The organism is Azospirillum humicireducens, assembly GCF_001639105.2.
GTDB classification, from domain to species: domain Bacteria; phylum Pseudomonadota; class Alphaproteobacteria; order Azospirillales; family Azospirillaceae; genus Azospirillum; species Azospirillum humicireducens.
This window is the reverse complement of the sequence record NZ_CP015285.1, coordinates 2,850,402-2,863,546: the sequence shown is the minus strand read 5'-3', so window position 1 is coordinate 2,863,546 and position 13,145 is coordinate 2,850,402. Positions and strand designations below refer to the sequence as shown.

11 protein-coding genes and 1 tRNA gene are annotated in these 13,145 nt (G+C 66.8%); 6 read left to right on the top strand and 6 right to left on the bottom strand.

What is annotated here, in order from left to right; translation table 11 throughout:
• The first annotated feature begins 125 nt into the window (after positions 1-125).
• Positions 126-1,292: a cytochrome-c peroxidase gene (locus tag A6A40_RS13460; RefSeq protein ID WP_063635826.1), complete on the top strand. Its 1,167-nt coding sequence runs from the start codon at positions 126-128 to the stop codon at positions 1,290-1,292.
• Positions 1,293-1,335: 43 nt separating this feature from the next.
• Here the strand turns inward: A6A40_RS13460 and A6A40_RS30985 are convergent, their stop codons facing one another.
• The 4 genes from A6A40_RS30985 to A6A40_RS13445 form a co-directional block, all read right to left on the bottom strand.
• Positions 1,336-1,506 (bottom strand): hypothetical protein, encoded by a 171-nt coding sequence (locus A6A40_RS30985; RefSeq protein ID WP_167562463.1) that lies wholly within the window; start codon positions 1,504-1,506, stop codon positions 1,336-1,338.
• 192 nt (positions 1,507-1,698) lie between these two features.
• Positions 1,699-2,256, bottom strand: coding sequence for a hypothetical protein (locus tag A6A40_RS13455; protein WP_063635825.1), 558 nt, complete (start codon positions 2,254-2,256; stop codon positions 1,699-1,701).
• Between the two features lie 203 nt (positions 2,257-2,459).
• Positions 2,460-3,938, bottom strand: coding sequence for a cytochrome c oxidase accessory protein CcoG (ccoG, locus tag A6A40_RS13450; RefSeq protein ID WP_236783671.1), 1,479 nt, complete (start codon positions 3,936-3,938; stop codon positions 2,460-2,462).
• 242 nt (positions 3,939-4,180) lie between these two features.
• Positions 4,181-4,606 (bottom strand): YqaA family protein, encoded by a 426-nt coding sequence (locus A6A40_RS13445; RefSeq protein WP_063635823.1) that lies wholly within the window; start codon positions 4,604-4,606, stop codon positions 4,181-4,183.
• A 265-nt stretch (positions 4,607-4,871) separates the two neighbouring features.
• Between A6A40_RS13445 and A6A40_RS13440 the strand changes: the two genes are divergently transcribed.
• The gene (locus A6A40_RS13440; protein WP_063635822.1) at positions 4,872-6,773 is read left to right on the top strand and encodes a PAS-domain containing protein; all 1,902 of its coding nucleotides are present in this window, start codon (positions 4,872-4,874) and stop codon (positions 6,771-6,773) included.
• Between the two features lie 163 nt (positions 6,774-6,936).
• Here the strand turns inward: A6A40_RS13440 and A6A40_RS13435 are convergent.
• Both A6A40_RS13435 and A6A40_RS13430 read right to left on the bottom strand, forming a co-directional pair.
• Positions 6,937-7,022 (bottom strand) — tRNA-Tyr (locus tag A6A40_RS13435).
• A 166-nt stretch (positions 7,023-7,188) separates the two neighbouring features.
• The gene (locus A6A40_RS13430; RefSeq protein ID WP_063635821.1) at positions 7,189-8,046 is read right to left on the bottom strand and encodes a hypothetical protein; all 858 of its coding nucleotides are present in this window, start codon (positions 8,044-8,046) and stop codon (positions 7,189-7,191) included.
• A 465-nt stretch (positions 8,047-8,511) separates the two neighbouring features.
• Here A6A40_RS13430 and A6A40_RS13425 point away from each other — a divergent pair, with 465 nt between their 5' ends.
• From A6A40_RS13425 to A6A40_RS13410, 4 genes are all read left to right on the top strand, one after another.
• Positions 8,512-10,134 (top strand): DegQ family serine endoprotease, encoded by a 1,623-nt coding sequence (locus A6A40_RS13425; protein WP_063635820.1) that lies wholly within the window; start codon positions 8,512-8,514, stop codon positions 10,132-10,134.
• Positions 10,135-10,248: 114 nt separating this feature from the next.
• A complete protein-coding gene (locus A6A40_RS13420) occupies positions 10,249-11,010 on the top strand; it encodes a glycosyltransferase family 2 protein (RefSeq protein WP_063635819.1) in 762 nt (253 codons plus the stop codon).
• 47 nt (positions 11,011-11,057) lie between these two features.
• Positions 11,058-11,396: a lipid-A-disaccharide synthase N-terminal domain-containing protein gene (locus A6A40_RS13415; RefSeq protein WP_418208601.1), complete on the top strand. Its 339-nt coding sequence runs from the start codon at positions 11,058-11,060 to the stop codon at positions 11,394-11,396.
• Positions 11,393-13,084, top strand: a complete 1,692-nt coding sequence (locus A6A40_RS13410) for an ArnT family glycosyltransferase (protein WP_082860823.1) — start codon at positions 11,393-11,395, stop codon at positions 13,082-13,084. Before A6A40_RS13415 ends, A6A40_RS13410 begins: the two co-directional genes overlap by 4 nt.
• Positions 13,085-13,145: the final 61 nt, after the last annotated feature.

Genomic DNA, 13,145 nt, shown 5'->3' with positions numbered 1-13,145 from the left:
GCCCCACCCGTCCCTTGCACGGCTTCATTGATAACAATTCTCACTCTCGCTTAACCTTTGACGCGCAGTGTTGGCGCCGGCCGCCGAGGCATTCCCCGCGTCCGCCCGTTGCCTGGAGCGTCGTCATGTCCGCACCCCTCCTTCCCATGCCTCGCCGCGCGCTCGCGCTGCTGCTTCTGACGGTCGGACTCGCCGGTGGCGGGACTGCGCGCGCGGCGGACCTGTCGACGAAGGAAATGCTGGGGGAGGCGCTGTTTTCCGATCACAATCTGTCGGCGAACCGCACCCAGGCCTGCGCCGACTGCCACAATCCCGACTTCGGCTTCGCCGATCCGCGCACCGGCGGTGCGGGTGGGGCGGCATCGGTCGGCGACAACGGAAAGTCGGTCGGCGACCGCAACGCCCCGACAGCAAGCTATGCGGCATTCACGCCCGCCTTCCACATCACTGCAGACGGCAAGGCCATCGGCGGACAATTCTGGGACGGCCGCGCCGCGACCCTGAAGGAGCAGGCCGGCGGCCCGCCGCTGAACCCGGCGGAGATGGGGCTGACCTCCAAGGAGCAGGCGCGCGAAAGGCTGGCCGAGAATCCCGAGTATGCCCGCGCCTTCGTGGCGCTCTATGGCGCCGGCGTGCTGGACGATGCGGAGCGCGCCTATGATGCGATGAGCGACAGCCTCGCCGCCTTCGAGAGGACCGACCGCTTTGCGCCCTTCGATTCGAAATACGACCGCCATCTGCGCGGCGAATACAAGATGACGCCGGAGGAGGATCTGGGCATGACCCTGTTCTTCTCCACCCAGTTCACCAACTGCAACCAATGCCACAAGCTGAAGCCGATGCCGGCGGCCGCCGGAGAGATGTTCACCAATTACGAACACCACAACATCGGCGTGCCGTCGAATCCGGTTCTACGCGAGGCGTCGGGCAAGCCGGCGACCTTCGCCGACCGTGGCCTGCGCGACAATCCCGCGGCGGCCAAGACGGCCTTCGAGGGCAAGTTCAAGACCCCGAGCCTGCGCAACGTCGCCGTGACCGGCCCCTATATGCACAACGGCGTCTTCAAGGATTTGGAGACCGTGGTCCGCTTCTACGACCACTACAACAACCGAACGGACAAGGCGGCGCTCAATCCGGAAACCGGCAAGCCCTGGGGCAAACCCGAAGTCGCGGCGAACCTGTCGACGAAGGAACTGGAATCGGCCCCGGCACTGGATACCCGCCGCGTCAAGGCGCTGGTCGCCTTCATGAAGACGCTGACCGACGCGCGGTATGAACATCTGCTGAAGTGAACTGCCGGGGAGAAGCTGGGGTGGGCCTCTCCCAAGCGCCCTTTCAGCCGCCGATATCGATTCGGTAAAGCTCCAGGTCCAGCAGTTCCATCGTGATCCGGCGTCGACCGGCCGTCTTGCGGGCACTCAGCTTGCGGGCCAGCGGCTGGTTGAGCCAGGCAGCGCGGGCGCGGTCGATCAGGGCGGTGCAGCGATGGGACAGGCTGGCGTTCATGGCTGTTCAGCTTTCTCGCACGGGATGTCGGGATCGGCGGTTCTATGGGGTAGCGGCAGGCTCCTGTGAGCGGTTGCAGTAAGAATGTCGCGGCACTGTGACAGTTTCTATCACCCGAAGGTTTAGTTCATAGGCCATAGGGCATGGTTTCCACCCAATTCACCTCCCGTCTTCGACCAAAGAAGGAGAGCATCACATCGCCGCGCCGACCAGTCGCCGCAGGGCGTCGCGGGCATCGCCGTCCAGGACCGGCAGCCCGCCGCGGGCGGCCAGCATGTAGGCACCGGGATCGGACAGTGTGCGCATGGCGAATCCGATCACGGCCGGCGGTTCGGTGCCGAGCGGCTGCGACTCGTAGATCGGGGAGAAGCTGCATCCGGCAAGAAGCCCGCGGATCGTCAGCGCCTCGTCGGACGACGCGCCGGCCGCCGGGGTGTTGATCCCGAACAGCAGCCGTTCCGCTTCCGCCTCCGAGACAAGTCCGCGTTCCAGCAGGATGTCGACCATGGCGGAACTGGTCATCACCGGTGCGGCTCGTCCCTTCCAGCAGAAGCGGCCGTCATCCCAGCCGACGTCGAGGCTGCGGAAGATCATGTGCGGTTCGCCGCCGCCGGGCGCTCCGGCGACGATGTAATTGACCCGCAGCAGGCCGTTCCAACCGCCCGCCGGGGCGACGATGCTGGACACGCCGCAGCGCGTCAGGCGCAGGTATGTGTCGTTGATCCCCGACGGTTCGAAATCGAAAAACATGGCCTGTTCACCTCGCTGCCGGCCGGCGGGCCCGGTTTCCCGATTGCCCAGCCTTCGTTCGACGAGTCAGGTGAGTGGCGGCTTGGCCTGCGCAAACTGGCCATCCGTGTGCCCTCCCTTTGCGCAGAACCGCGAAAGGCGGTAGGCCGTTCCGCCGGCCACCGCCTTTCGATCCGCAGCGCTGGAGGATGCCCCGTGACGGGCTACTGGTTTGCCGGCCCCATGAACACGCTGTCGCGGCTGTTCCGTTCCGCGGTCACGGTGTCGGACAATTGGAAGGTCAGCGGCAGCGAGCTGGCGGTCACCTCCCCGCGGGGGGCCGTCACATAGACACGGTAGGTGGCGACGCTGTCCGGCTCCGCCGAGATGGTGGCGGTGTGTGCGGCGGTCTCCGGCTCAGCCTCGCCGATCACCTTGATGTCGGCAGCGGACAGGCCGGCGACGCTGAGGGTGTAGGACCGGTTCTGGCGGGTCTTGTTGGCCACCTTGAAGGTGTAGGCATTGCGGATCGACCCGTCCGACAGCGTCACGAACAGCGGGGCGCGGTCACGCAGGACGGTGATGTTCAGGCTGGGGCGCAGCGCGAAGCTCCAGGCCATGGCGCCGCCGATGACCAGCATCAGCAGCGCGTAGACGATCACGCGCGGACGGATCAGCCGCCACTGGTAGCTCTTGCCGGACGCACGGGTGTCCTGGGCCGCCAGCGAATCGAAGGCGATCAGGCGGGTGGGCAGCCCCTGCTGGATCATGATGGTGTCGCAGGCGTCGACGCACAGGCCGCAATTGATGCAGTCGGCCTGTTCACCGGTGCGCACGTCGATTCCCATCGGGCAGACCTGGACGCACTGGCCGCAGTCGATGCAGTCGCCGAAGCCCTGGGCGCGCCGCTCGTCCCAGCTCTGCGACTTGCGCTTGGGACCGCGGTTGTCGCCGCGGTCGGCCTGATAGGTGACGACCAGCGAATGTTCGTCCAGCATCGCGGTCTGGATGCGCGGCCATGGGCACATGTACATGCACATCTGCTCGCGCGTCCAGCCGGCCATGACATAGGTCATGCCGACGAAGATGGCGAAGAAGGACGTCGCCTCGTAGCTGGCCTGGAAGGTCGCCAAATCGTGCAGCAGGGCCGGGGCGTCGGTGAAGTAGGCGAGGAAGCCGAAACCGGTGACGAGGCTGAGTGCCATCCAGCCCGCATGCTTGCCCGTCTTGCGCAGAACCTTGCGCATGGTCCAGGGCTGCTTTTCCATGCGGATGCGTTCCGCCCGGTCGCCTTCGAAGACGCGCTCGATCCAGACGAACAGATCGGTCCACACCGTATGCGGACAGGCAAAGCCGCACCAGACCCGCCCCGCCAGCGCCGTCGTCAGGAACAGGCCCAGCGCCGCCACGATCAGGATGCCGGTGAGGTAATAGATCTCCTGCGGCCAGATCTCGATCCAGAACAGGAAGAAGCGCGGTGCCGTCAGATCGAACAGGACCGCCTGCGCCGGGGCTTCGGGCCCGCGCTCCCACCGGATCCAGGGGGCGATGAAGAACAGTGCCAGAAGAACGGAGAAAGTCGCGGTTTTCAGGCGGCGATAGAGGCCCTTGACCGATTTCGGGTGAATCGTCTTTTGGCTTTCGTACAGCGGAACCTTGGCTGGTTGGGCTGATCCCTGCTGAACGATGCTTCCGTCTGGCATGTCGATGCGCCTGATTTGCGATTCCACGTTGGCGCGGAGCATAGTCGACCACCAGTGCAGCGCGTTTGACCTCTGTCAAACTGCACCGATATTTTGAAAAGCCCCTGCTATCCCGAGGCTTTCCGCCGGTTCGAGGGATCCGCGGTCCGGGTTCCGTTAATACTGTGCGACCGCCGCCGCCGACAAGCCCATTATTGCGTCCGATTTGGGGGAATAACATGCAATGTTAGAACTATACTGCTTTAAAGGGCAACAATCAGCACAACGTACCGCCCCAGCTTGCCCAGCGTGACCAGCAGCAGGAACAGGCGCATGTCGACGCGCAGGATGCCGGCGACCAGCGTCAGCGGATCGCCGATGACGGGAACCCAGGCCAACAGAAGCGACCACACGCCGAAGCGCTGGTACCATCCGGTGGCCCGCCCGACCAGACGGCGCGACACCGGAAACCAGCGGCGGTCCTGGAAGTGCATCAGATAGCGGCCGAGAGCCCAATTGACCGTCGATCCCGCCACGTTCCCCGTGGTCGCCGCCAGAATCAGGAGTCCGTCGTGATAGTTGCCCGAAGAGTGCAGCCCGGCCAGCAGAAGCTCGGACTGTGCAGGAAAAATCGTCGCGGCCGCCAGTGCCACAAGGAACAGGCTGCCATAGGCCGCGAAATCCGACATCGTGCAAATTCCTTTCCGGCCAAACATTTGCCTGTTAGGTTCCGCGTCCAGGCGCAGGATTAGGCGTCGGTCAGACGTAGAATCAAGGCGTTTACCGGCGGCGTCCGGCGGGTGCGGCTGCGTGATGCCCCTTGCCCGTCAACCGTCAAGAGACAAGAATGGGGCACGCGAACCGTGCCGCGTGTCCGGATGGCAGATTTTGCCCGCCGGCCAGTGAGACGGTCATCGCAAACAGTCCCGATCGGCGGTGGGAGATAGCACGCGCATGGGAGATACCGGGTTCGCCCGCTTCGATGCCGACGAACGTCTGGTCTGGGCCAATGCCGCCTTTGCGGCACGTTTTGCCGTTCCTATCGCCGGAACGTCCGATTCGCTGTTCCATGCGAGGCTCGAAGACCTTCTCGCCGGGCTTCTCGGCTTGTCCGGGGTCGACGACCTGCGCCGTGGCCATGCCGTAACGCGGGCGTTCCCCGACGGAGCCATGGTTACGCTGGCGCTGGGTGCGGGCGGGGCGGGGGAAACGCTGCTGACGGCCGTCGAAACCGGCGGGCAGGCGGATATCAGGTCGGAGCGGGAACCTTGGGCGAAGACCAGCCTGGTCCTCGATTGTCTCAGCCAGGGTGTGATGGCCTTCGACCGCGATCTGCGGCTGGTCGCGTGGAACCGGCGCGTTCTGGAACTGCTTTTCATCGATCCGGATTTCCCGCGTTATGCCCAGCCCTACGAGACCGTGGTGCGCCACATCGCGGAGCAGGGCGGCTATGGCCGCGGCGACGTGGACGAGCTGGTGGCGCAGCGGCTGGACTACATCCGCAACGCGTCCTGGCCCTTCTACAATGAGCGGGTGCGGCCCGACGGCGTGGTCATCGAAACGGTGACGCTGCCGCTGCCGGATGGCGGCTTCGTCACCACCTACTCCGACATCACCCAGCGCAAGCATTCCGAACGGGAACTGGCTGCAAGCCGCGAACTGTTCGAGCTGGCGATCCGCGCCGCGCGGGAAGGCATCTCGCAATGGGACCTGCACACGGGCGAGGTGTGGTTCTCGCCGCAATGGTGGGGCCTGCTGGGTTATGGCGAGGCGGAGATGGAGAACAGCCGCCGCCGCTGGGAAGAGCTGATCCACGCCGACGACCGCGCCGACGCCCTGGAGATGGTGGAGGAACTGGCGTCGGGCCGGCGGTCCGAAAGCCGGCTGCTGCAGCGGTTCCGCCACCGGTCGGGCGCGACCGTCTTCCTGGAGACCCGTGCACTGGCCGTGTCGGGCGGCGACGGCCGGACTTTCCGCATCGTCGGCTCCCATACCGACGTGACCGAGAGCGTCCGCGCGGCGGAAGCGGTCCGCGCCGCCAAGGAGGAGGCCGAACAGGCCCTTCACGATTTGAAGGAGGCGCAGGTCCAACTGATCCAGGCCGAGAAGATGGCCGCACTCGGCTCCCTGGTGGCAGGCGTGACGCATGAGATCAACACGCCGGTCGGAATCGCCCTGACCGGGGCTTCGCTGCTGGCGGAAAAGACGCGGGGCCTGCGCCGCCTGTTCGAAGCCGGGTCGCTTCGGCGCGGCGACTTCGCGGAGTTCATCGACATCGCCGACGAAGCGACGCAGCTGATGCTGCTGAATGTCGAACGCGCCACCCGCCTGATCCAGAGCTTCAAACAGATCGCCGTCGACCAGGCCAGCGAGGAGCGCCGGGTCTTCGAACTGAACCATTACATTCATGAGGTTCTGCGCAGCCTTGGAATGCGCATCCGCCGCAGCGGACATACCGTCGCCATCCATTGTCCGGAAGACCTGATGCTGGACAGCTATCCCGGCGTCGTCAGTCAGATCCTGACCAATTTTGTCATCAATTCCATCCTGCACGGCTACGATCCGGGCGTGCGCGGCCGGCTGACGGTCACGGTCACACTGTCGGACGGAGAGGTCGAGCTGGTTTATGCCGACGACGGCCGGGGAATTCCGGCGGACCTGCATGGCCGGGTGTTCGAGCCCTTCTTCACCACCAGCCGCGACCGTGGCGGCAGCGGACTGGGTCTGAACATCGTTTATACGCTCGTGACACGAACCTTGCGCGGCCGGCTGCGGCTGGAAAGCGCGCCGGGTGCCGGAACCGCCTTCACGCTGCGTTTCCCGCGAGTCACGCCGGCGGATCCTCTGCCGCTATAGCGGCACGGGGCGGGGCGGGCTTTTCAAAGGCTGGGAGGTTAAAATCTGGACGCCCATCATCGCACCGCCATTGACGGCAACGCATTGACACAGCAGACCGCTGTGGGTCGTTCGCTTAGGAATTCCTGTTCGGAGGCCTGCTCCGGCGCACGCCTTGGTGCGATGGTGGAAGGGGCTGGATTCGAACCAGCGTACGCGTACGCGGGCAGATTTACAGTCTGCTGCCTTTAACCACTCGGCCACCCTTCCATCGGGGCGCAGAGGATTAGCCTTTCGATTGGGTGGTCGTCAAGCCCCTTTTCATGGATTCTTCTCCAACAAAAAACCTCCGGCCCAAGGACGGAGGTCTTTTGAAAAACGGCGTTCGAAAGGGGCTCGGCAGGGAGTGCCTGGCGACCCGCCTTTCAAAATCCGTTCAGTTCGGACGGCGCGAGGCCCGGTGCGCGGGGATCGGAATCGGGCGGATCGCCTGTTCCTCGCGCCTGCTGGCCGACATGTCGATTTCCACGCGGGCCAGGGCCTTGCGCAGTTCGTGCACGCTGTCGGACAACGACTGGATCGTCGCTTCGCTCGGCTGCTGGCGCCAGCCGCGGTAGGCGGAGATGCAAGCCTTTGCGGTGTCGCGCAGGCGGCCTTCGATCGCATCGACCGGTGGCGTCGGCTGCCCGGCAGGCCGCGGAGCATCCGTGGCCGCCGGGGCTGCGATGGCCGGAGCGGCCGGAACCGGGGCCGCTGCGGGGGCTTGAGCCGCTGCAGGTTCCTGACGGTTCAGGCGCAGCGTTTCCGTCTGAGCCGGCGCCGCCGGGGCCGGAGGAGCGGCGGGCGTCTCGACCGGGGTTTGCTCGGCCGCCGGTTCTGTCCGCGGGGCACGGGTCAACGTGCCGCGGACCGTGCGGCCGGCGCGGCGCGGTTCTGCGGGAGCTTCGGCTTCCACCGGAACGGCGGGAGCGGGATCGGCCGCCGGCGCGGCCGGAGCCGCGGTCATCGGCGCGGACGCCTCCTCGGCCGGTGCAGCCGGTGCGGAAGACTGGGTGTCGTCCGCCTGTGCATCGCTCTGGACATCATCACCGTCGGCGGCATCGCCCTGGCCGCTTGCCGCCTCCGCCTTCTTGATGATGTAGGAGATGGCGCTGGGCGTGCATTCGAATTCGCGCGCAATGGCCGAAAGCGTTGCACCGCTGCGGTAACGTTCAAGAATTTGGGGCCACGCCGACTGCGGAATGCGCCCACGCTTCTTGGGAGACTCCGGTTCGCTCCCGGTTCCTGCGTTCATTATATCGCTCGGTTGCCAAAGTGAATTTTCAGTCATTCGTCAGCATGTCCACCCGAACCGCACGCTTCCGACGCGGGACCACGCGGGCGCGTGCGTCGGCAGCATCGTGGCTTCACGCTGGCGGGCGATGTTTTCGGTATGGATGACTATCGGAAACTCTTCTCAAAAATGCCAGCATAACTTTGCACGGAATCGTGATTTTGTGTCCGGCGCCACAACGGGGCGCGACGATTGGTGGATGGCGGCGCTTTTAAAATCCGCTGACGGATGAAAAGCGCGGATCGGAAACCGCCGGTGGTGGGGTCTTTTGAAAAGTGCGATGGACCCCGGACGGGGGGTGCCGTGTTTTGACTTCAGGAACCTCCCTGAGCGGGACGTTCCGACCGTCACCGGGACTTGTCGGCTCGGCGGGCGGTGGTCGTCGGCTCGAATTGCTTTGCCTCACCGATTTTGCGGAGACCGTCCATGCCGCATGCGTCCGTTCCGCCACCATCCCACACCGTCCCCCACCTTCCGGTTGCGGCGCTGTGCGCGCTGCTGGCCGTCCTGTTGCCGGCCCTTCCCGCGGGTCCCGCCGCCGCGCAGGAGGCGCCCGGTGCGAACGGCGTCACTGCTGGGCCCAATGCCAGCCGGACCTACGCGCCGCCGTCCTTCCGCGACCTCGCCCGCACACAGGTCGACACCGTGGTCAACATCTCCAGCACCCAGGTGCCGCAGGCCTCCGGTGGCGGCCGCCTGCCGGAGGGGATGGATGTGCCGCCCGGCTCACCGCTCGAAGAGTTCTTCCGCGAGTTCCGCAACCGCCAGCGCGGCGGCCAGCCGGAGGGCGGTCCCAATGGCGGGCCGGAGAACGGGCAGGGCGGCGGCCCCGGCAGCGGACCCGGCGGCTTGCCCAGCATGGCGCTCGGTTCCGGCTTCATCATCGATCCTGCCGGCCTGATCATCACCAACAGCCATGTCGTCGCCGATGCGGCGGAGATTTCCGTCACCCTGCATGACGGCACCCGGCTGCCGGCCAAGCTGATCGGATCCGATGCGCCGACCGATCTGGCGCTTTTGAAGGTCGAAAGCGACAAGCCGCTGGCCGCCGCCCATTGGGGCGACAGCGAAGCGGTCGAGGTCGGCGACTGGGTGGTCGCCATCGGCAACCCGTTCGGGCTCGGCGGGTCGGTGACCGCCGGCATCCTGTCGGCCCGCGCCCGCGACATCCAGCAGGGCCCCTATGACGAGTATCTGCAGACCGACGCCGCCATCAACCGCGGCAATTCCGGCGGTCCGCTTTACGATGTCAGCGGCGCGGTGATCGGCATCAACACCGCGATCTATTCGCCCACCGGCGGGTCGGTTGGCATCGGCTTCGCCATCCCGTCCTCGCTGGCCAAGCCGATCATCGACCAGTTGAAGGACGGCGGCAAGGTGCGGCGCGGCTGGCTGGGCGTCCAGGTCCAGCGGGTGACGCCGGACATCGCCGAAAGCCTGGGCATGGACGGCACCCGCGGCGCACTGGTCACCAGCGTCTCGCCCGACAGCCCGGCGGCCTCTGCCGGTCTGCGGCAGGGCGACGTCATCACCGCCTTCAACGGCAAGCCGCTGGAGCAGATGCGCGAGTTGCCGCGGCTCGTCGCCTCGACCGGGATCGGCAGCGATGTGCCGCTGACCGTGCTGCGCGGCGGCAAGCAGGAATCGGTGCAGGTGACGCTCGGCGAACTGCGCAACGAGCCGCAGCAGTTGGCGATGTCCGGTTCGAGCGGCGCGCCCCGCTCCGCCCAGCCGGAGGAGAGCAGGTCTGCGCTCGGGCTCAAGCTCGCCCCGCTCACCCCCGGCCTGCGCGAGACCTTCTCCATCGGCGAGGACGTCGCCGGTGTGGTGGTGACGGAGGTGGATGGCGGCAGCGTCGCCTCGCAACGCGGGCTCGATCTGGGCGACGTCATCGTCGAGGCGGGTCAGGAGCCGGTGGCGACCCCCGCCGATCTGGAAAGCCGCATCGCCAAGGCCAAGGAACAGGGGCGCAAGACCCTGCTGATGCTGGTCAGCCGCGGCGGCGACCTGCGTTATGTCCCGCTTCCGCTGGACGGCAACAAGGGGTAGCCCGTCCAGATGCCCGGCCGATGAGACCGGAGCGGGGATCTGCCCCGCTCCCGCCTCATCCTTTTCCGCTACCGTTCGCCGCGCCGCGAGAGTAATTTGCGGCCCGTTTGGCGAATGGGATGGCAAACCGTGAGCATTTATCCGGAGAACGGCCAGCCGGTGCGGCTGTCGGTCGTTGTCCCCGTCTTCAACGAGGCCGACAACGTGCTTCCGCTGCTCGATGAAATCGAGCGGGCGCTGGGGCAGATCGGCGGCTTCGAGGTCATCTTCGTCGACGACCAGTCCGACGACGACACCCAGGCGCGGCTGGCTCCGGCGGTGGAGGCCGGCCGGCTGCGGGTGCTGCGCCATGTCCGCCGGTCCGGCCAGAGCGCCGCCGTGCGCAGTGGCGTCAAGGCGGCGCGGGGCGAATTCGTCGTCACCCTCGACGGCGATGGGCAGAACGATCCGGCCGACATCCCGGCGCTCTACGCCCTGGTGTCGACGGGGGAGGCCGGTGCGCCGGTTCTGGTGGGCGGTCTGCGCCAGAAGCGGCAGGACACCCTGTCCAAGCGCTGGGCCTCCAAATTCGCCAACGCCATCCGTCAGTCCTTCCTGCAGGACGGCTGTACCGACAGCGGTTGCGGGTTGAAGCTGTTCCGACGCGACGCCTTCCTCGATCTGCCCTTCTTCGGGGCGATGCACCGATTCCTGCCGGCCCTGTTCCGCGCCCATGGCCATCCCGTGGCTTATGTGCCGGTGAACCATCGCCCGCGCGAACGCGGCGTGTCAAAATACAACAACTGGCGGCGCGGGCTGATCGGCGTGGTCGATCTGCTGGGCGTCTATTGGCTGAAGCGGCGGACGAAGCTGTCGCCCGTCTCCGAACGCCTCTGACCGACGTTACGCTTGCGACCACGAGACCCTTTCGGGACAGGATTTCCATGATGCTTGAACGCGCTGCGGCCTGGTTCCACGAACAGAGCACGACCGACCTGATCTGGGTCGGCATCGGCTTCTTCGCCCAGCTGATGTTCACCATGCGCTTCATCGTGCAGTGGATCGCCAGCGAGAAGGCGCGGCGCAGCGTTGTGCCGGAACTGTTCTGGTACTTCTCGCTGGGCGGCGGCGTGATGCTGTTCGCCTATGCCTTCTACCGTTTCGACCCGGTCTTCATGCTGGGTCAGGGGATGGGGCTGGTGATCTACGCCCGCAACGTCTATTTCGTCTGGACCCACAAGAAGTCGCTGGCTGCCGGCGATGCGGTGCCAAGCAAATCGTGACCGCATCCACCTTGCCGCGCGCCGCCCTGCCGATCTGGACCTATGCGCTTCTGGCGCTGATCGCCGCCGCGCTGTTCCTGCCGGGCTTCACCGTGCTGCCGCCCTTCGACCGGGACGAGGCGCGCTTCGCCCAGGCGTCCTCCCAGATGCTGGACAGCGGCAATTTCGTCGACATCCGTTTCCAGGACGAGACGCGCTACAAGAAGCCGGTCGGCATCTATTGGCTGCAGTCCGCCGCGACCACCCTGGCCGAGGCTGCACGCGGCGTTGCGGCGGGCAGCGAGAAGCTGATCTGGACCTACCGCATCCCGTCCTTCCTGGGTGCCATTCTGGCGGTGCTCGTCAGCGCCTGGACGGCGGCGCGGCTGTTCGGTGCTCCGGCCGGCTTCATCGCCGGGCTGATGATGGCGTCCTGCGTCGTGCTGGGGGTCGAGGCGCGGATGGCCAAGACCGACGCCGTGCTGCTGGCCACCGTGGTGATCGGGCAGGCGGTGCTGGCGCAACTGTACCTCACCCGCCGCGATCCGGCGCCCGCCGGCCGGGCCGCATGGACTGCGCCGCTGCTGTTCTGGATCGCCGCCGGTATCGGCGTCCTGGTCAAGGGACCGATGGTCCTGCTGGTGTCCGGCAGCACGGCGCTGGTGCTGGCCCTGTGGGACCGCGAGGCCGGCTGGCTGAAACGGCTGAAGCCGCTGGCCGGGCTCGGCATCGTCGCCGCCATCGCCGCCCCCTGGCTGATCGCCATCGCCATCAAGAGCAAGGGCGCCTTCTTCGCCGAATCCGTCGGCCACGACATGTTGGGCAAGGTGTCCGGCGGGCAGGAGGGCAAGGGCTTGCCGCCGGGCTACTACCTCGGCACCCTCTGGGTCACCTTCGCCCCCTGGTCGCTGTTGGCCCTGCTGGCGGTTCCCTGGACCTGGGCGCGCCGCCGGCTGGACGCCGTGCGATTCTGCATCGCCTGGATCGTCCCGAGCTGGCTGGTGTTCGAGGCGGTGCCGACCAAGCTGCTGCATTACACGCTGCCGGTCTTCCCGGCGATCGCCGCCCTGGCCGCGGCGGCCCTGCTCGACAATTTCGACCGCAGCCGCGAACGGCCGCGCCGCTGGCTGACGGCCGCCGCCGTGGCGCTCGGCGTCATCGGCTTCGGCGCCCTGACCCTGGCGGTCGCGGTGATTCCCTGGCTGGTCGGCCAGCGGATCGATCCGATCGCCGTGTCGCTGGTGCCGGCGGTGGGCGGTCTTTTTGCGCTCGCCCTGCATCTGCTGCTGCGCGGGGAACGGCGGACCGGCCTTGCCGCCGGGGTGGGGGCCGCGGCCCTGCTTTATGTGGGAACCTACGCCGCGGTGCTGCCGAACATCGACGGTATCTGGGTCAGCCGGCAGGCCACCCGTGCGGTCGCCCAGGTCCGGCCCTGCGCCGACAGCGTCGTCGCCTCCGCCGGCTATTCCGAGCCGAGCCTCGTCTTCCTGCTGGGGACGCCGACCAAGCTGGTCCATGGCGCCGGTGCGGCAACGCATCTGCTGTCGGACCGTGCCTGCGCTCTGGCCCTGGTGGAGGACCGCGAGGCTGCCGCCTTCCTCGACAGCCTGGGCACGGTCACGCCCCTGCCGCTGGCGGAACTGGCCGGGTTCAACTACAACACGGGCAAGCGCCTGCACCTCACCCTCTACCGCCTGCCCGCGTCGTAAGGGCGGGGGATTCCCCGCTTGGGGATGGAGGCGCGGGATGGGTAACGCGCCTCCGCATTGG